This window comes from Arthrobacter sp. Br18 (assembly GCF_000520555.1).
Classification (GTDB): domain Bacteria; phylum Actinomycetota; class Actinomycetes; order Actinomycetales; family Micrococcaceae; genus Arthrobacter_D.
Window position 1 is genome coordinate 30,459 of the sequence record NZ_KI914859.1, and the last position, 17,120, is coordinate 47,578.

A 17,120-nucleotide genomic window follows, 5' to 3' on the forward strand; every position below is an offset into this window, starting at 1 on the left:
CCCGAAGGTGCGGCTGCCGCCGTTCGCGCGGGTCACGATGCCCGTCCAGGTGGTGGTGCCGCTGAAGGACCCGTTCCTTTCCCCTGCGCTCGTCGACGGGCTCGACTCCTGGGTCGAGAACCTGACGGTGACCCGGGTGACGGGCGGGCACTGGTGGCCTGCATCCCGGCCGACCGAATTCGCGGAAGTGCTCCGAGCGGGTCTGCTACAGGCACAGGAAAGGGGCAGAGGTGCACAGTGAGAATTTTCTCGAGGCCTCAGCAGCCTTCGTGGACGTTGTCCGGGACATCCCACCGACCGATTGGGAGCGACCAGGTCTTGGAACCTGGTCGCTGCGTTCCCTCGTCGGACACACGTCCCGTGCCCTGGCGACGGTCGAGGAATATCTCGCCCTCGACGAACCGGAATCGGCAACGCTCGGCCGCGCCGAAGAGTACTTCAGCACCTTCATCACCGGAGCCACCGATCCGGGGCAAGTTGCCCGCCGGGGCGTCGAGGCAGGGGAACGGTTGGGGCCGGACCCCCTCGCTGTCATTCTTCCCGCCCGGGAGCGTACCCTCGCCCTGCTCGCTGCCCAACGCCCGGGACGGGTCATCCAGGTCCGTGGCGCTGCTCTGCCGCTCGAGGAATACCTGCGGACGCGGGTCTTCGAACTCGTGGTTCATACGCTTGATATCGGCCACGCCATCGGTCGGGAAAGCCACATCCCTCAGGCGCCCCTTGCCGATGCAGTGCTCCTCGCCGCAGCCATCGCAGGTGCGACCGGCTCCGGGACAACCCTGCTCGAGGCGCTGACCGGCCGGGGGTCGCTGCCACCAGGCTTCAGCGTGGTGTGACGGGCCGGGGGAGCTGTCGCACCCGAGTTCAGCATGGTGTGACGGTACAAGGGAGCTACCGCACCCGAGGGTCAGGCTTCGAGCAACCCGCGGATGTCCTCCGCGGTCAGCGCGGAGCTGAAGACGGCGTCGTCGTCCATCACCGAATTGAACAGTGCAGCCTTCTGCTCCTTGAGCTTCATGACCTTCTCCTCGATGGTTCCCCGGGCCACCATGCGATAGACCATCACGTTCTTCGTCTGGCCGATGCGGTGGGTACGGTCCACCGCCTGGGCTTCGGTGGCCGGATTCCACCAGGGATCCAGCAGGAAGCAGTAATCGGCCTCGGTGAGGTTCAGCCCGAAACCGCCCGCCTTGAGGCTGATGAGGAACACCGGAGCTGTGCCGTCCTTGAACTTGTCGATGACCTCACCGCGGCTGCGCGTCGAGCCATCCAGGTACGCGTAGTCGATACCCCGTGCGTCAAGCTGCGCGGCAGCCTTCTTGAGGTAGGAGGTGAACTGGCTGAAGACCAGCGCCCGGTGCCCCTCCGCCAGTACGTCCTCGAGATGCTCGAACAACACCTCGAGCTTTGCGGACGGAACTCCCTCGTGAGCGGGATCGACGAGTGAGGCATCGAGGCTCAGCATCCGCAGCAGCGTCAGCGACCGGAACACGATCATCCGGTTGCGGTTCAGGTCCTCGATCAGACCGAGCAGCTTCTGGCGCTCGCGCTGGAGATAGGTCTCGTAGATGCGCCGGTGCTCGGGGGTGAGTTCCACCTCGAGCACCTGTTCCTGCTTGGCCGGGAGATCGGACGCCACAGCTTCCTTGGTGCGGCGCATCATCAGGGGCCGGATGCGCTTGCGCAGCCGGACCAGTGGACGGTGATCACCGATCTTCTCGATCGGCGTCCGGTAGTCCTCGGTGAATTTACGCGCCGACGGAAACAGCCCGGGGGCCACGATGTTGAACAGCGACCACAGCTCCATCAAGTTGTTCTCCATGGGTGTACCGGTGATCGCGAGCTTGAACGGGGTGTCGAATTCCTTTGCCGCCTGGTGCACCTTGGACGCGCGGTTCTTGACGAACTGCGCCTCATCGAGGATCAGCCCGGACCAGTCGGGCTCCTGGTAGGCGGGCAGGTCCAGCCGGAACAGCGTGTAGGACGTCACGACGACGTCGGCGTCGCCCACCTGGGCGCCGATGGGAACCCCTGACGCGCCCTGGGTGTCGGTGATGGCCACCACCTTCAGCCCCGGGGCGAACCGTCGGGTCTCACTGATCCAGTTCGGCACCACCGAGGTGGGAGCGACCACGAGGAACGGCGCATTCATCGAACCGCTCTCTTTCGCGTGCTCGATGAGTGCGAGGGCCTGCAGGGTCTTACCCAGTCCCATGTCATCCGCCAGCACGCCGCCGAGCCGGTGGCGCCACAGGAAGGCCAGCCAGTTGAAGCCCTCCTTCTGGTACGGGCGCAGGTCGGCTTTGATGCCCTCCGGCTGTGCCGTCGGCTCAACCTCCGTCAGCTCGAGGAGGCCGGTCACCGAATCGCGCCAGGACTGCGCCTGCTCGGTGTCCTCCGCGAGGTCCTCCAACTCGGCCCAGAGCCCGGCCTGGTACCGGCTGATCTGGAGGCCGGTCTCCCACTCGTTCAGGGAGCGGGCCTCCTCGATGAGCTCGCGGAGCTGGTCGAACACTTCCTGCTCCAGCGACAGGTAGCTGTTGTCGACGAGCTTGAGCTTCTTCCGGCCCTGTGCGAGAGCACGGAAAATGGAGTCGAACGGGATTTTCCTGCCGCTGACGGTGACCATCACGCCGAGGTCGAACCAGTCCCGGTTGTCAGTTTCCACGGTGCTGACGGTCAGTTTCGGCGTCTCGGTAAGCTCCTGGTAGTCCGGCATCTCCCCGACCACCTCGACATCGATACCGTCCGTTTCCTCGAGCCGAGGGAGCACTGTCTCGGTGAAATCGACGGCCTGCATATCCTCGAGCAGCAGGGATTTCAGCGGCATCGTGCCCAGGACCGCGCGGGCCGCAGCGGCGAGGGACTCTTCGGCGTCGTCATCCCGGTAGCCGTCGTCGGACCCGGACTGCGGTCCCGTGACCGCGCCGACACCGGCGGACCCGCGCAGCGGACGGCGCTGCACTGCCTCACCGAGTGCGTAGGCGTAGTTCCACTCCAGCGCAACGGCGCCGTCGGATCGGTACGCCGCGGTGAGCACCAGCCGTGGCGGCTCGATTTCGGGAAGCTTCACGCTGCCGTCGCTGCTGTCGACCCGGAGGGAGCGCCGGAGCAGCGGGTAGAACTCGGTGAGGAACAGCGGCGTCTCGTCCTGTGGAATGAGGACGGGCCGCGCGCGGTGCAGGAGGTCGATGTCCTGACCCGTCAGTTTCCTCGACGTGGGAGCCAGGGTGATGGTGGAATCCGGGGTGACGGTGTAGATGCCGTGGTCGCTGATCACGTGCGCCGTCTCCGACGGGTGCGGCTGCCCGTCGATGGTCAGTGCGGGCGTCAACTGGAGCGACCCGTCCTCGAGGCCGCTGGCATCGAGGCTCAGGGCCGCCCGGTGGGCCAGGTCGATGGTGACCGACTTCTTGGATCCCACGAACTCGATGCCGAGCCGCCGGGCCTCTTCGAGGAGGTGCCACAGCAGGGGATTGCTGAATTCGTCGAGGTACAGCCAGGAGTCGTTGTTGCCGAAATAGTTGACGCCGGTGCCCCGGTGCAGCGCCGGGAACTGGGAGAACCAGCGGTGCTGGTCGGGATCCAGTGTCAGGCCGTACGTCTGGTAGCTGATGCTTCCCCAGGACAGGTTGTTCTTGATCCACTTTCCCTTGTCGTTCCGGCTGACGGGCCGAACCCCGAGGCGGGTGTTGAGCGTGCGCTGGCCCTGGCGGTCGGCGGCCGAGCCCCATCGTTGGACTGCAACCTCCGGGGTGCGCAGTTCGAACTGGAGGCCGAGGGGTGTGGTGGGCGCCGCCGGCGCCGCGCCGCCGGCGTTCGCTGTCCCGATCAGGCTGCCCAGCGAAGCCTGCCAGCCGTCCGGCAGTTTTCGGGGCGCCGGAGCTGCCGCAGCTTCGTGCTGTGCGAGGACGTGCTCGGTGTTGCTCTGGAGGGCAGTGGCCGCCACGTGCTTGCAGTCCGCGCCGACCGGGCAGCTGCAGTGGTTCTCGAGGGGCCGGAAGCGGCCGTCGCCCTTCACGCTGAGCCGCAGTTTGGTGCGGTAGTCGCTGGGTGCGCTTCCCCGGACCCTGCCGGTGAGGATTCGGGATTCGGAGTCCCAGGCGAGCACGCTCACCGCGCCGTCCTTCGCGTAGGTTTGTCCCCGCTGGAAGGCGGCACCTCCCACAATGCGGATGATGTCGGTGACATCGACCATGGGGTGGCTGGAATTGGGCATACTTTCATGTTCTCACGCGGCGGGAACCAGCCGCGTGCTGAGGCTGTCCTTTCCGCTGTCAGCAATCGGCGGCTGCCCCCCCGCCGTTTGTCAAGGGCCGCGGCCGTTCATCCGCGGTAGCGCGCCCGGTTCCCGCACCCGTCGCAACCGGCGTAACCTACTCGAGCGTGGTTCACACAGGGTGCGCTGATCCGCATGAGGAAAGAGGTACCGGTGTTCGAAGCGCCGAGTCTGATGTTCGCTGCCGCCGGCCTGGCGGTCTTCGCCGCCGCGCTGCTGCCACGCCTGCTGATGCGGGCTCCGGTGTCGATGCCCATGGTGTTCCTCGCCGCGGGATTCCTGATGTTCCTGTTCGCGGACGGGCTGCCCGATCCGGACCCGATCGCCTACAGCGACATCACCGTCCACCTCAGCGAGATCTGCGTGATCGTTTCCCTCATGGGCGCGGGTCTGGCCCTGGATCGAAGAATTGGCCGGAAGCGCTGGGCCACCACCTGGCGTCTGCTCGGAATCGCGATGCCGCTCTGCATCGTCGTCTTCACCCTGCTGGGGATGTGGGTGCTGGGCCTCGGGCTGGCTGCCGCGATCCTCGTGGCCGCGGCACTGGCGCCCACGGACCCGGTGCTGGCGTCTGAGGTGCAGGTCGGCGAGCCCTCCGAGACGGAGGAGGAGCTTGAGGCCGAGGATGAGGTGCGGTTCGGCCTGACCTCGGAGGCCGGCCTCAACGATGGGCTCGCTTTTCCCTTTGTCTATCTCGCGATCGCCATGAGCCTGGTAGGAACAGCGCCTTCCGCCTGGTTCCCCGACTTCATCCTCGTCGATGTGCTGTGGCGGATCGGCATCGGGTGCCTCTTCGGGTTCGGGATGGGCAAGCTGCTGAGCCGGATCTTCTTCCGCTCCAGGATCGAGAGCGCACGCATGGCCAGCCACTCCGAGGGGTTCGTTGCCCTTGCCGCCACGTTCCTCACCTACGGGGTCACGGAGATGGTCGAGGGGTACGGGTTCATCGCCGTCTTCGTCTGCGCCGTCACCATCCGCTCGGGCGAGCAGACCCACGGGTTCCACGGGGTGCTGCACAGCTACATCGAACAGCTCGAACGGCTGCTCACCGTGGTGGTGCTCGTCCTTCTGGGCGGCGCAGTGGCGCGGGGCCTGCTGGCGGGGGTCACCCTCGGCGAGATCCTCGTGGCCCTTGCCTTCCTCCTCCTGGTGCGTCCCATCGCGGCCTGGATCAGTCTCAGCAGGGGCAGCACCGGGCCGTGGGAGCGCGGCGTCATCTCCTTCTTCGGCGTGCGCGGCATAGGTTCCCTCTACTACCTCAGCTATGCACTGTCGAAGGGTGACTTCGCCGCCGAGGACGAGGCCCTGTGGCGCATTGTGGGCCTCGTGATCGTGATGTCGATCCTCCTGCACGGCATCACCGCCGCCCCGGTGATCAACGCCCTCGACCGGGCCCGGAAACGCAAGGCGCTGCGGGATTCCGGCACCGAGGATGCGGCGCCCAAGACGGCGATCTGAGGGTTCAGAGCGGCGTGACGTAGGCGCCTGCGATGCCGCCGTCCACCAGGAACTGGCTCGCCGTGATGAAGGACGAATCATCCGAGGCGAGGAAGGCGACGGCGGCCGCCATCTCCTCCGGTTCGGCGAAGCGGCCCAGCGGCACATGGACCAGCCGGCGTGCCGCCTTGGCGGCATCGCTGGCGAAGAGTTCCCTCAGTAGCGGCGTGTTGACCGGCCCCGGGCACAGGGCATTGACCCGGATGCCCTGCCGTGCGAACTCCACCCCCAGTTCCCGGCTCATCGACAGGACGCCCCCCTTGGACGCCGAGTAGGAAATCTGGGACGTGGCAGCGCCGAGCACCGCAACGAACGATGCCGTGTTGATGATGGACCCCTTCCCCTGCTGCTGCATGTACGGAAGAACGCTCTTGCAGCAGTAGAAGACACTCGTCAGGTTGACGTCCTGGACGCGGCGCCAGGCATCGATTCCGGTGTCCAGGATCGAGGAATCATCCTCCGGGGAGATCCCTGCGTTGTTGAAGGCGATGTCGATGGACCCGTAGCTTTCCTTGGCGAACGCGTACATGTTCTGCACATCGTCCTCCACCGTGACATCGGCGCGTACGAACCTTCCTCCGATACTGTCGGCGAGGCCGGTGCCGATGTCGTCGGCACAGATGTCGGCAATCACCACGTGCGCACCCTCATGCGCGAGTCTCCGCGCGGTCGCCAGGCCGATGCCCGACGCGCCTCCGGTGATGACCGCGGTGCGGCCCTGCAGCCGGTTCGTCACCAGTCCGTTGTAGGGAAGGTCTGTCATGGGATACTCCTCGGGGTGGGCAGCGCATCTCAGGCATCGGTGGCAAGGAACACGTTCTTGACCTCGCTGAACGAATCGAGGGCATCGGGCCCGAGCTCACGGCCGAGACCGGATTGCTTGAAGCCCCCGAACGGGGTGGAGTACCGCACGGAGGAGTGGGAATTGACCGACAGGTTCCCCGCATCCACCGCACGCGAGACACGGAGGGCACGACCGATGTCCCGCGTCCAGATGGAACCGGACAGGCCGTAGGCCGAGTCGTTCGCGAGGCGCACGGCGTCCGCTTCGTCGTCGAACGGCACCACGCAGACCACCGGACCGAAGATTTCCTCGGTGAACGCGGGGGATCCCGGGCCGGACGGCGTGATCACCGTCGGGGGGAACCAGAAGCCCGGGCCCTCCGGAGCGGTGCCCTGGAAGGCGACGTCGGCGAGGGCGCTCCCGGCGCCGTCGTACACGAAGCTCCCGACGGACTGCCGCTGGCTTGCCGAGATGAGGGGGCCCATCGCGGTGCTCCCATCGCGCGGGTCCCCCACCCGGACAGCCTTCACTGCGGTTTCAAGCAGGAGCAGGAAGTCGGCGTAGGCGCTACGCTCGACAAGGATCCGGGAGCGTGCGCAGCAGTCCTGGCCCGCGTTGTCGAAGGCGCCATCCGGGGCCGAGGCGGCGGCCTTCTCGAGGTCCGCGTCCGCGAAGACGATGTTGGCGCTCTTCCCGCCCAGTTCGAGTGTCACGCGTTTGACCTGGTCGGCACACCCGGCCATGATGCGCTTGCCCACACCGGTGGAGCCGGTGAACACCACCTTCCGCACCGCCGGATGGGTGACGAAGCGCGTCCCCACCACCGACCCCTTGCCGGGAAGCACGGTGAAGACCCCCTCGGGCAGTCCCGCCTCCCGCCCCAGTTCGCCTACCCGGATGGCGGTCAGTGGGGTGAGCTCGGCGGGCTTGAGGACCACGGTGTTGCCCGCGGCCAGGGCGGGGGCGAATCCCCAGGCCGCGATGGGCATCGGGAAGTTCCAGGGGACGATGATCCCGACGACGCCGAGCGGTTCGTGAAAGGTCACGTTCACCCCTCCCGCCACGGGAATCTGACGGCCGAAGTGGCGTTCAGGAGCCGCCGAGTAGTACGTCAGGACGTCGCGCACATTGCCGGCTTCCCACCGGGCATTGCCGATGGTGTGGCCGGAGTTGGCCACCTCGAGCGCGGCGAGGGCTTCGATCTCGCCGTCGACGGCGGCGGCGAACCTGCGCAGCAACAGTGCCCGGTCCGCCGGCGCCACCTGCCGCCAGGCGGGAAAGGCCGCCGCCGCCCGGGCGATGGCGGCGTCGGCCTCCTCGAGCCCGGCCATGGTCACCGTGCGGATGCCCTGCTCGGTGGCGGGGTTCAGAATCTCGAGGGCGTAGCTCATGCGGTGGGCCTTCCGGTGGGAGTGCGGTGGAGCCGGTGGGTGCGGGCGGCATCGACGAACCCGCCGAACAGGCGACGGTCCTGCCCGTTCTCCTCCGGGTGGAACTGCACGCCGAGGACCCAGCCGGAGTCGGCCCCGCCGGAATTCTCGACGGCTTCCACCGTGCCGTCCACCGCGCGGGCTGTCACCCGCAGGCCGTCCGCCACGTGATCCAGGCCCTGGTGGTGGTAGCACGGACTCGAGGCCCGGGCCCCGAGCAGGTGCCGTGCAATGGACCCGGGTTCGGTGGTGAAGTCCACGCTGCCGAAGATGCCCGGCGCGGGCTGGTACTTCACCGCGTCCGCGCGGACGTCCGGCAGGTGCTGGTGCAGCGTGCCCCCGAGGGCGACATTGAGGACCTGCGCACCGCGGCAGATGGCGAACAGGGGCAGATGGGCGTCCAGGGCAGCCCGCGTCAGGGTGATGTCGTGGTCGTCGCGCTCCGGCTGGCTGATGGTGCTGGGGTGGGGGGCAGCGCCGTAGGACGCAGGGTCCACGTCCACGCCGCCGACGACGATCAGCCCGTCGAGGAGATCCAGGACATCGGTGTCCGTGCCGACCGGAGGCAGCAGCAGCGGGGTTCCGCCGGCCTCGACCACCGCGCGGACGTAGGCGCCCGGGACGATCGCCGCGGTGTCGTCCCAGACGCCCCACCGTGCCGGCTGCCAGTAGGTTGTCAGGCCGATCTTCGGCCGGTAGGCGTCCGGCGGCTGTGCCGGGGGCTGTTGTGGTTCGGAGGTCATGGAGCCCACCTAGTGCCGCTCGAACCCGCGCCGCAGTTCCCAGTCCGTCACGACGGCGTTGAACTGGGACATCTCGACGTCGGCGTAGTGCGTGTAGTGCTTCACCACGTCCTCACCGAAGACCTCGAGGGCCACGGCGGACCCGGCAAACAGGTCGCGCGCCTCCTGCATGGTGGCGGGCACATGTTCGGCGTCCGAGGTGTAAGCGTTGCCGTCCATGCGGGCCGGAAGTTCCAGCTTGTTCGCCACCCCGTACAGGCCGCCCGCCAGCATGGCCGCCAGGGCGAGGTAGGGGTTCGCGTCAGCACCCGGCAGGCGGTTCTCCAGGCGGGCCGACGCACCCTTCCCGACGAGGCGTACCGAGCAGGTGCGGTTGTCCAGCCCCCAGGCGACGGCGGTGGGAGCGAAGGAGCCTTCGGAGAAGCGCTTGTACGAGTTGATGTTGGGCGCGTAGAAGAGCGTGAACTCCCGCATCGTCGCCAGGACGCCGGCGATGAAATGATCGTAGAGCGGGGTGCGTTCGTTCTTCTCCTCATCCCAGAACACCAGCCCGCCGTCCTCGCCGCGCAGGGACATGTGGATGTGGCAGGACGAGCCCTCCCGCTGGTTGGGCTTGGCCATGAACGTCACCGACTGGCCCCGCTGTGACGCCATTTCCTTCGCCGAGAGTTTGTACACGCTGTGGTTGTCCGCGGTGACGAGGACGTCGTCGTACCGAAAGGCGATCTCGTGCTGGCCCAGGTTGCACTCGCCCTTCGCCGATTCCACCACCATGCCCGCCTGGTACATGGTGTTGCGGATGTCCCGCAGGAGGGGCTCGACGCGCAGCGAGCCCAGGATCGAGTAGTCCACGTTGTACTGGTTGGCAGGGACCAGGTCCCGGTAGTGCTTGAGGCCCGCGCTTTCGAAGGACTCGTTGTAGATCACGAACTCGAGCTCCGTTCCCGAGAAGGCTTTCAGGCCGAGCTCCGCGGCTTTCGCCGACTGCGCCCGAAGGATGCTCCGCGGGGCAACGTTCACCAGCTCGCCCGTGGTGAAGGACAGGTCCGACTGGATCATCACGGTTCCCTCCCGGTAGGGGAGACGGCGGATGGTGTCGAGGTCGAGGTCGAACACCATGTCCCCGTACCCCGTTTCCCAGCTCGACATGGCGTAGCCGTCCACGGTGTTCATCTCGGTGTCGACGGCGAGCAGGTAGTTGCATCCCTCGGTGCCGTGTCCGAGCACGGTGTCGAGGAAGAAGTGGCCGTGGATCACCTTGCCCTGCAGCCGGCCCTGCATGTCGGTGAACGCCAGGATCACCGAGTCGATGTCCCCGGACTGGATGGCGGAGGTGAGCTGGTTGACGGTGAGCATGCGGGCGTTTCGGGGATGCGGTTCCATGAAGTTCCTTTTCTGCACGGCAGGACGATCAGGTCAGGGTCGAGCCTTCTTTTTCCAGCAGCGCGAATTCCTCCTCCGGTGCGCTGGCCACCAGGTGGTGCCGGCTGTAGAACCAGAAGTACGCGAGCGCCGCCAGGAAGACGACGGCGGTGATCGATGCCGCGAGGATGTCCACGAAGAAGGTGGCCACGAGGGCAATGACCGCGAGGACCAGGGCGATGCCCGTCGTCACCACGCCGCCGGGAGTCCGGTAGCCACGCTCCAGTCCGGGCTCCCGGACGCGCAGGAGGATGTGGGACAGGTTCAGCAGGACATACGAGACGGTGGCTCCGAAGACGGCGATGTTGATCAGCAGTCCGCCGTTGCCGGTGAACGCCGCGAGCAGGAAGCCGATGGTTCCCGGAACCAGCAGTGCCACCCAGGGCGTGTGGCGCTTCGAGGTGAGGGACAGGACGCGGGGGAGGTAGCCTGCCCTGGAGAGCGCGAACAGCTGGCGCGAGTAGGCGTAGACGATCGAGAAGAAGCTGGCCACGAGCCCGGCGAGCCCCGCGTAGTTCACGAAGTCGGCGAGCGCGGAGTCCCCGCCTGCCGCGGCCCGCAGGGCCTCGGGCAGCGGGGAATCGGAGGCTCCCATGGCCTCGGAGCCTGCCGCTCCGGGCACCAGGACCAGCATGAGGGCGCCGAACACCAGCAGGAGCAGCATCGCCACGATAATGCCGCGTGGCATGTCCCGTTTGGGATCATCGGACTCCTCCGCAGCGAGGGGGACGCCCTCGATGGCCAGGAAGAACCAGATGCCGAAGACCAGTGCCGCCAGGACGCCGGAGATTCCGTACGGTAGGAAGGCCGAGGAGCCCGCCGATCCGTCGGGGACGATGTCGAAGAGATTGGCGGTCTCGAAGTGCGGCACCAGCCCCACCACGGTCACCACGAGGGCGACGACGGCGATGACGGTGATTCCGAACATCAGCTTGAGCGCTTCACCGACTCCCCACAGGTGGATCCCGATGAACACCACGTAGGTGGCCAGATAGACCGGCCAGGAGTTGGTCATACCGAAGAGACCGAGTGCCTCGATGTACCCGCCGATGAAGGTGGCGATCGCCGCGGGGGCAACGGCATACTCGATGAGCACTGCCATTCCCGTTGCGAAACCTCCGAGCGGCCCGAGGGCGCGCCGAGCGAAACCATAGCCGGCGCCGGCGGTGGGAAGCATCGATGACATTTCCGCCAGACCGAAGACCATGCAGGTGTACATGATGCCCATCAGGACAAAGGCGATCAGCAGTCCGCCCCAGCCACCCTCTGCGAGTCCGAGGTTCCAGCCCGAGAAGTCGCCCGAGATGACATAGGCGACGCCGAGGCCCGCCAGCAGTACCCAGCCGGCAGCGCCGCTCTTGAGCTTCCGGTGCTTGAGGTATGAATCGTCAACGGTGGTGTAGTCGATGTTCCTGCGTGCCACGGATGCCCCTCGATGGATTGGCGAAGTGGAGAACTCAAAATGAACCTCCCGTGGCGCAGCGGACGGACATCGGGGAGGAAACGGGATACTCGGCGCAACCAATGGAATGAAATCAGTCCAATGAATGCCTCCAATAATTCCTATCCAGCGTCTATCCGTCAAGGGTTTCAGCAGATTCCGGGCGGCGGCAGGGGCCCGCCCGGAAGGCGGAGTGGTGAAGCTGCGTAAGCTGGGGACATGAGCGGCCCAGTGGATCCGGCTTTCCGGCTGATTCAACCGGCACGCAACGGCAATGCCTTCGAAGAGACGGTCGAGCGGCTTCTCCACGGGATCAAGCTGGGCGTCTTCCCCGCCGGTTCCCGGCTTCCTCCCGAACGGGACCTCGCCGAACATCTGGGTGTGTCCCGTTCCACGCTGCGCGAGGGGCTCGCGGACCTGCAGACCGCCGGTTACCTCACGATCCAGCGCGGGAGGTACGGGGGTGCGACGGTCAATGCGGAACTGCCACGAGGCGCGGGCAACCTACGGGCGGGTGCGATCGGGGCCGTTGCCTGGGCCGACGTCGAGGACGTCCTGACGTTCCGGGCGGTCGTTGAACCTGCCGCCGCAGGCCTTGCGGCACAGGCGGAATTGCCCGATTCCGCCCGCAACCACCTCGGTGAGGCGCTGCAGGCGGTGACGGAAGCCGACGCCGCGCAGTACCGCCCGCTCGACGCCCGGTTGCACCTCGCGGTCGCCGAACTTGCCGGGTCGCCGTCCCTGACGCTCGCAGTCGCCCAGGCGCGCTCGCGTGCCAACGACCTGCTGGACCGCATTCCCTTCCTCGCGGTCAACCTCACGCATTCGAACCGGCAGCACGCCTCCATCGTTCGGGCAGTCCTTGCCGGAAACGCCGAGCGTGCGCGCGAAGCGATGACGGTACACCTGGACGGTACGGCGTCGCTGCTCCGGGGATTCCTCCTCGACGAGGCCGAGGGGCTTACCGCTCCTGTCGGCCCTCCTGCTCGAGGCGCCGCTGGATCGCCTCAAGCTCATCGCTGAGCGACTGCAGCGTGGCGGTGCTGTTCTCGACGGCAAGGGCCCGGACCAGATCGTCCTGGCGCGCCCGGAGGCCTGTCACGGTTGCAGGAAGTTCAGGAGTCGGCATGGACCCATCCTTGCAGAGACGGTGCGGGGGAAATAAGCCGGCCGCTCCACCGGTTCCACCTAGAGCATCAGGCGCTGGTTGCATCCCGCAGTGAAAGGTTCCGCAATGACTGTTCCCCTCTCCATCCTTGACCTCGCACAGATAGCCGAGGGTGCCACGGCGGCCGAAAGCTTCGCCTCGAGTGTCACCCTCGCGCAGCGCGCCGAGGAGTGGGGCTACACGCGGATCTGGTACGCGGAGCACCACAACATGGGGAGTATCGCCTCCTCTGCCACGAGCGTCCTGGTGGGCCATATCGCAGCCTCCACGAAGACCATCCGGCTCGGATCCGGCGGCGTGATGCTGCCCAACCACTCGCCGCTGACGATCGCGGAACAGTTCGGCACCTTGGAAACCCTTCACCCCGGCCGTATCGACCTCGGACTTGGACGTGCGCCCGGCAGCGACCAGAACACCATGCGGGCGCTGCGCCGCGATCCGTCCGCCGCGGATACCTTCCCGCAGGATGTCCTTGAGCTGCAGGGCTACCTCAGTGGGCAGACGCGGGTGCCCGGGGTGCAGGCCACGCCAGGTGCCGGCACCAACGTTCCGCTCTACATCCTGGGATCGTCACTTTTCGGGGCGAGGCTTGCCGCCGCGCTTGGTCTGCCGTTCGCCTTCGCGTCCCACTTCGCACCCCAGGCACTGCTCGACGCCGTTTCCATCTACCGCAGGGAGTTCCAGCCCTCGGAGCAACTGGAACGCCCGCATGTCATCGCGGGGGTCAACGTCATCGCTGCTGATTCAACTGCCGATGCCCAGCGTGAATTCCACGAAGCCAAGCGGCGGCGGGTCTCCCTGCTTCTGGGCCGGGGGCAGCAGTTCACGACGGATGAATCCGAGGCAATCCTGAACTCGCCCGCCAGCCAGCAGATCGGGCAGATGGCCCGCTACTCGGCGGTGGGTACCGCGCGTGAGGTCAGCGACTATCTGGACTGGTTCACAGGCCATGCGGGAGCTGACGAATTGATCGTGGCAACCCAGGCCGGGTCGACCGACGCGTGGCTGAGGTCCTTCGAACTGGTGGCCGGAACCGTCCAGCCCGTGGCCGCCTGAACGTCACGATTTAAAGATGGTTCCGGATCCTGCTTGCCATTACCCACCTAGGTTTGGTTAAGTAGGACGTAGTTGTAGTGTTGCGCATTTGTATTTCGCGCGGCGCACCCCTTCCGGGAGGCGCCGTGTTTCTGAAAAGGCGGACAAGCACGCCGCGACTGGGGCATTCCGAAGGTCGGAGTGCGTCTGAATTTCAGAAGGATAACAAAAATGGCAACAGGTACCGTGAAGTGGTTCAACGCTGAAAAGGGCTTTGGTTTCATCGCTCCTGACGACGGAAGCGCAGACGTGTTCGCACACTTCTCCGCCATCAACGCGAGCGGCTACCGCTCACTTGATGAGAACCAGAAAGTAAGCTTCGACACCGAGCAGGGTCCCAAGGGCCCCCAGGCGTCAAACATCCAGCCTCTCTAGGGCACTCGGCCCGAAAGGGCTTGGATGAAGAAAGCAGGGCGGGATTTTTCCCGCCCTGCTTTTTTGTGCCGGACGCACTATGCCCGGACCTTCCGCGCCCGTCGGCTGGTCGCCGCGCTACGTTCTTGGCTGGTTGCCCGCCGTCGGCTGGTCGCCGATCGTTTGGCTGGTCGCCCGCGCTGCGCTGCGCCGTTGGGTTTCGCTCACGAGCGCGCCGCGGCCACCATCGCGGCCGCGGCGAGGACCGCCATGCCCACGGCCATCGCAGAGTAACTTCCCAGCTGGCCGGCAAGGAGCGGACCTGCTGCCGGGGCGAGGGCCGCCATCGCGGTGATCGGCGCGACGAACACACCGTGGAGGGCGCCGAAACCACCGGTACCCCACCTGTCGGCGACAGCCGTGGCCTGCAGGAGCGTGTTGCAGCCGCGCAGCATCCCGGTAAGGACAACCACTCCCACCAGCACTACGGCGGGCCCCGGCAGTACTCCGAGCAGCGCCAGGCACAGCGCGCCGCTGCCCATCAGGATGACGGTGCGCCGAATCGGGGAAGTGCGTCCCTGCAGCGATGCATAGCCAACCCTCCCCAGGACCTGCCCAGCTCCGACCAGGCCGAAGACCAGCGCCGCCGTCCGGTAGTCGAACCCGCGCTCCAGCAGCAGGGGGATGAGGTTGAGGGTCACGGCAAACAGGGCGAGGGTTGTCAGGGCCATGGCGATCTGGAGCATGACGAAGCGCCGGCTACGCGTGATCGCCCGGACTCCGGCTGTCCCGGAAGGGGTGGTGGCGCCCGGGGCCCACGTCGCGTTGAGGAAGAACCAGTGGAGCGGGAGGGTGACCACCGCCAGGATTCCCGCCAGCACCAGGAACGCCGGACGCCACCCCAGGCTCTCGATGAGCAGTGCGGTCAGGGGCGAGAAAATGGTGGAGGCGAACCCGGCCACCAGTGTCAGGGTAGTCAGCGCCCGCACACGGGCAGCACCGTACCAGCGGGTGATCACCACAAAGGCAGGTTGGTAGAGGATGGCTGCCTGTGCGCAGCCTGCAGTCAGCCATGCGAGGACAAACACCGGAAGGGTGGGGGAGAGCGCGACCAGTACGAGTGCCGCCGCACCAAGGACGCTCCCGCTCGTCATGATAATTTTCGGCCCGCGGCGGTCCAGCAGCCTCCCGATCCAGATGCCGACGACGGCCGAGACGAGAAGTCCCGCGGAAAAAGCCCCGGTGACCGCCTGTGCTGACCAGCCGGTGTCCTGCACGATCGGGATCACCGCCACCGGCAACGAGTAGTACAGCAGGCCCCAGCTCGTTGTCTCGGCGGCACACAGAGCGGCCAATCCGCCACGGGGGAGATCCTGCGTGTCCTTCGCCACCCGCCCAGCCTACTGTCGCCCTCGGGTTCCCACTGAGGACCCGGTGTGTTCCGGGATCCACCCCTCTGCCGTGAAGGTGCCCGGTGAGCCTCACCCAGGCGGCGGTCATCGTGAGCCTGCTGCCGCTTACAGCTCGGCGAGGAGGGCTTCCATTTCCTGGATTTCGGCCTGCTGCGTTTCCGCGATGATCTCGGCCATGTCGAGTGCTTCAGTGTTCCGGCCGTTGTCGATCTCGGTCTGCGCCATCTCCACCGCACCCTCATGGTGGGCGGTCATGGATTCAAGGAATATCCGTGATGCCTCGTCGCCGTCAGCCGCTTCAAGTTCGGCCATCCGGTCGTCGCTCATCATGCCCTCCATGTCGCCCATGTCGCCCATACTGTGGCCTTCCATGCCGCCGTCGGGTTCCATGGGCTCGTCCCAGGCTTCGAGCCAGCCGGTCATCGTTCCGATCTCGGGGCCCTGGGCCTGCTTGATTTGAGTGGCCAGGTCGGTGATTTCGGGGCTGATGTTGTCTTTGGCGAGCATCAGATCGCCCATCTCCACTGCTTGCTGGTGGTGCGGAATCATCATCTGCGCGAACATGGCATCCGCGTCATTGTGTTCTGTGGAGGCAGCGGCGTCGGCCCGGGTGTCCGTCGGGACAGGGCTCTCGCTCGTGTCGGCTGCGGCGCGTGATGCCGTCGCCGTCGCTGCTTCGCCGTCGGTGCCGCACCCGGCGAGGGTGAGAACTGCGGCAAGGCCCAGCGCGGAAAAGGAATGGTAACGCCTCATGGTGGTGCCGTCCTTCAAGGATCGATTGTTGGTATCAGCTGCTGTAGGGCGCGTCGAAGGCGCTGTCAGACGCGGAGGCGGGGCTGGTGTCCGGCGTACGGAACGTTTCTCACGCGGGGCGCGAGCGTATTCTAGGTGCGGCTGATGCAGAGGTGAATTAGTGAAGGAGCAGGGGCAGGGCGGAACCTCCAGCTCACGGTGGGTGGACCGCGCCGGCCGGGGGTCGATGCGAGGGCCCGGCCGCCGGGCGTCGACAAGAGCAGAACGCCCATCAGGATCAGGGACAGAACACACATATCCAGGGACAGGTCGTCTCCGCCACAGCTTCCGGCGCACACGGCAATCAGGGTGTGCGCCATGTGCTCCCCGTGGGCGCCCGCGAGCGTAGTTGCAGCGACGACACTCTGGGTGACCTCCGCGAAAGCCTCACCGGCAAGGAATACTTCACCGGCAAGGAAAACCTCCCGGCAAGGCGGCCAGGATCCGCATGTTTCGCATGATACGCATCAGCAGGGGCTGCCGTTGCCGGCGCAGTAATGCTGCCGGCGGGCGGCTCTGCCGCGTGGTGGCTCGTGGAGCCGTGCCCGCCCATCCACACGTGCATGGCAAGGATGCCGGCAATAACGAAAGTCAGGCCGACGAGCGTCAGGAAAGCGGGCGGCGCGGATTGCCGAGCCGGTATCTCAGGCAGTCCGCGCCAAATCGGATGTTTTGATCGATGTGCTCAAAGTGGATAGTCACC

The 17,120-nt window shown here is 66.5% G+C and carries 14 protein-coding genes and 1 pseudogene; 6 read left to right on the forward strand and 9 right to left on the reverse strand.

Translation table 11 applies throughout. The annotated features are described in order from the left end of the window. Window positions 1-241: pseudogene (locus Y704_RS23970) on the forward strand (hypothetical protein); the annotation flags it as partial. Beyond that, window positions 231-836: a maleylpyruvate isomerase N-terminal domain-containing protein gene (locus Y704_RS0108650; protein ID WP_026549831.1), complete on the forward strand. Its 606-nt coding sequence runs from the start codon at window positions 231-233 to the stop codon at window positions 834-836. The pseudogene Y704_RS23970 and the gene Y704_RS0108650, both read left to right, overlap by 11 nt. Before the next feature lie 71 nt (window positions 837-907). Here Y704_RS0108650 and Y704_RS0108655 read toward each other — a convergent pair whose 3' ends face one another. Further along, window positions 908-4,219, reverse strand: a complete 3,312-nt coding sequence (locus tag Y704_RS0108655; protein WP_026549832.1) for a DEAD/DEAH box helicase — start codon at window positions 4,217-4,219, stop codon at window positions 908-910. A 213-nt stretch (window positions 4,220-4,432) separates the two neighbouring features. Here Y704_RS0108655 and Y704_RS0108660 point away from each other — a divergent pair, with 213 nt between their 5' ends. After that, window positions 4,433-5,737 (forward strand): cation:proton antiporter, encoded by a 1,305-nt coding sequence (locus Y704_RS0108660; RefSeq protein WP_026549833.1) that lies wholly within the window; start codon window positions 4,433-4,435, stop codon window positions 5,735-5,737. Window positions 5,738-5,741: 4 nt separating this feature from the next. Here Y704_RS0108660 and Y704_RS0108665 read toward each other — a convergent pair whose 3' ends face one another. From Y704_RS0108665 to eat, 5 genes are read right to left on the reverse strand one after another with little or no spacing between them, the layout of a single operon-like run. After that, on the reverse strand, window positions 5,742-6,512 hold the full coding sequence (locus Y704_RS0108665; protein WP_343212830.1) for a 3-oxoacyl-ACP reductase: 771 nt from the start codon (window positions 6,510-6,512) through the stop codon (window positions 5,742-5,744). Between the two features lie 56 nt (window positions 6,513-6,568). Continuing rightward, a complete protein-coding gene (locus Y704_RS0108670) occupies window positions 6,569-7,951 on the reverse strand; it encodes an aldehyde dehydrogenase family protein (protein ID WP_026549835.1) in 1,383 nt (460 codons plus the stop codon). Beyond that, window positions 7,948-8,733 carry a gamma-glutamyl-gamma-aminobutyrate hydrolase family protein gene (locus tag Y704_RS0108675; RefSeq protein WP_035772070.1) on the reverse strand — a complete coding sequence of 262 codons (786 nt, stop codon included), beginning with the start codon at window positions 8,731-8,733 and terminating at the stop codon, window positions 7,948-7,950. The genes Y704_RS0108670 and Y704_RS0108675 overlap by 4 nt, the downstream gene beginning before the upstream one ends. Window positions 8,734-8,742: 9 nt before the next feature. Then, window positions 8,743-10,116 carry a glutamine synthetase family protein gene (locus Y704_RS0108680; protein ID WP_026549837.1) on the reverse strand — a complete coding sequence of 458 codons (1,374 nt, stop codon included), beginning with the start codon at window positions 10,114-10,116 and terminating at the stop codon, window positions 8,743-8,745. Window positions 10,117-10,144: 28 nt separating this feature from the next. Continuing rightward, window positions 10,145-11,578, reverse strand: coding sequence for an ethanolamine permease (gene eat, locus Y704_RS0108685; protein ID WP_026549838.1), 1,434 nt, complete (start codon window positions 11,576-11,578; stop codon window positions 10,145-10,147). Window positions 11,579-11,815: 237 nt separating this feature from the next. Between eat and Y704_RS19955 the strand changes: the two genes are divergently transcribed. Beyond that, window positions 11,816-12,619, forward strand: a complete 804-nt coding sequence (locus Y704_RS19955; protein WP_081747499.1) for a FadR/GntR family transcriptional regulator — start codon at window positions 11,816-11,818, stop codon at window positions 12,617-12,619. On the opposite strand, the gene Y704_RS23975 is transcribed toward Y704_RS19955, so the two are convergent. Further along, window positions 12,558-12,725: a hypothetical protein gene (locus Y704_RS23975; RefSeq protein ID WP_155850283.1), complete on the reverse strand. Its 168-nt coding sequence runs from the start codon at window positions 12,723-12,725 to the stop codon at window positions 12,558-12,560. The genes Y704_RS19955 and Y704_RS23975 overlap by 62 nt on opposite strands. Window positions 12,726-12,830: 105 nt before the next feature. On the opposite strand from Y704_RS23975, the gene Y704_RS0108695 reads away from it, so the two are divergent. Together Y704_RS0108695 and Y704_RS0108700 are read left to right on the forward strand one after the other, a co-directional pair. Then, entirely contained in the window at window positions 12,831-13,820 is a 990-nt protein-coding gene (locus Y704_RS0108695; protein WP_026549839.1) for an LLM class flavin-dependent oxidoreductase, read from the forward strand. 210 nt (window positions 13,821-14,030) lie between these two features. Continuing rightward, window positions 14,031-14,234 (forward strand): cold-shock protein, encoded by a 204-nt coding sequence (locus Y704_RS0108700; RefSeq protein WP_026533290.1) that lies wholly within the window; start codon window positions 14,031-14,033, stop codon window positions 14,232-14,234. A 203-nt stretch (window positions 14,235-14,437) separates the two neighbouring features. On the opposite strand, the gene Y704_RS0108705 is transcribed toward Y704_RS0108700, so the two are convergent. Together Y704_RS0108705 and Y704_RS0108710 are read right to left on the reverse strand one after the other, a co-directional pair. Further along, on the reverse strand, window positions 14,438-15,604 hold the full coding sequence (locus Y704_RS0108705; protein WP_253904268.1) for an MFS transporter: 1,167 nt from the start codon (window positions 15,602-15,604) through the stop codon (window positions 14,438-14,440). Window positions 15,605-15,730: 126 nt separating this feature from the next. Further along, window positions 15,731-16,378 carry a DUF305 domain-containing protein gene (locus tag Y704_RS0108710; RefSeq protein ID WP_026549841.1) on the reverse strand — a complete coding sequence of 216 codons (648 nt, stop codon included), beginning with the start codon at window positions 16,376-16,378 and terminating at the stop codon, window positions 15,731-15,733. Between the last annotated feature and the right edge of the window lie 742 nt (window positions 16,379-17,120).

Coding starts and splice junctions, on each gene's coding strand:
- Y704_RS0108655 (WP_026549832.1), bottom strand. CDS start 4,219: ATGCCCAATTCCAGCCACCCCATGGTCGATGTCACCGACATCATCCGC.
- Y704_RS0108670 (WP_026549835.1), bottom strand. CDS start 7,951: ATGAGCTACGCCCTCGAGATTCTGAACCCCGCCACCGAGCAGGGCATC.
- Y704_RS0108675 (WP_035772070.1), bottom strand. CDS start 8,733: ATGACCTCCGAACCACAACAGCCCCCGGCACAGCCGCCGGACGCCTAC.
- Y704_RS0108680 (WP_026549837.1), bottom strand. CDS start 10,116: ATGGAACCGCATCCCCGAAACGCCCGCATGCTCACCGTCAACCAGCTC.
- Y704_RS19955 (WP_081747499.1), top strand. CDS start 11,816: ATGAGCGGCCCAGTGGATCCGGCTTTCCGGCTGATTCAACCGGCACGC.
- Y704_RS23975 (WP_155850283.1), bottom strand. CDS start 12,725: ATGCCGACTCCTGAACTTCCTGCAACCGTGACAGGCCTCCGGGCGCGC.
- Y704_RS0108695 (WP_026549839.1), top strand. CDS start 12,831: ATGACTGTTCCCCTCTCCATCCTTGACCTCGCACAGATAGCCGAGGGT.
- Y704_RS0108700 (WP_026533290.1), top strand. CDS start 14,031: ATGGCAACAGGTACCGTGAAGTGGTTCAACGCTGAAAAGGGCTTTGGT.
- Y704_RS0108710 (WP_026549841.1), bottom strand. CDS start 16,378: ATGAGGCGTTACCATTCCTTTTCCGCGCTGGGCCTTGCCGCAGTTCTC.